The following is a 1,007-nucleotide window of genomic DNA, read 5'->3' on the forward strand; positions in this document are numbered from 1 at the left end:
CGGTACGTGTACCGGGTACATTCAATGGGCTTTCTGATATTGAGAACACCATGCTGGGTAGCCCAAATGGCAGCCCAATTCGGGTTGGTGATATTGCGCAAGTCTCTATTGGGCATGATTTAAGAACCGGTGGGGCAACCTATAACGGCAAAGAAACCGTTTTAGGGATTGCCATGATGGCGATGGGTGGAAATAGCCGGACTGTTTCTAAAGCTGTGGATGCCAAGCTTCAAGATATTCAGAATAGTTTGCCTAAAGGGGTAGTGATTGAACCGGTGTACGACCGTACTACCTTGGTTGAGAAGGCGATTAAAACCGTTCAGAAAAACTTGGTAGAGGGAGCAATCCTGGTCATCATCATTCTGTTCCTGTTTTTAGGGAATATCCGTGCTGCCTTGATTACTGCCTGTGTCATTCCACTCTCTATGCTGTTTACCTTAACCGGGATGGCACAGAAAAATATCAGTGCCAATCTGATGAGTTTAGGTGCACTCGATTTCGGCATCATTGTCGATGGTGCTGTGGTGATTGTCGAAAACTGTATCCGGCGTTTAGCCCATACACAGCAACTGTTAAAACGACCTCTCACACAAAGTGAACGCTTTAAGGAAGTTTTTCTGGCTGCCCGCCAAGCACGTCGTCCTCTTATTTTTGGTCAGCTTATTATTTTGGTGGTGTATTTGCCGATTTTTGCTTTAAGTGGTGTAGAAGCAAAACTATTTCATCCGATGGCTTTAACCGTTGTTCTCGCACTGGTGGCAGCTATTATTTTATCGATCACCTTTGTGCCCGCTGCAGTTGCTTTATGGGTTAAAGGGGAGATCAAAGAAACGGAAAGCCGTTGGATGATCTGGCTCAAAACCCGATATCAACAGATATTGGATGGAGCCTATCATTACAAAGCGGTGGTTTTAACTTTTGCCATTTGTCTCCTGGTCATTACGGGTCTGCTCAGCACGAAGATTGGCAGTGAGTTTGCACCCCAGCTGAGTGAAGGTGATTTTGCG

The 1,007-nt window shown here is 45.8% G+C and carries 1 protein-coding gene; it reads left to right on the plus strand.

Annotation, left to right across the window (positions count from 1 at the left end):
* On the plus strand, nt 1-1,007 hold a 1,007-nt coding region (locus ACNPNW_RS05385), incomplete at both ends, for an efflux RND transporter permease subunit (RefSeq protein WP_448766659.1).

This window comes from Acinetobacter endophylla (assembly GCF_053543775.1).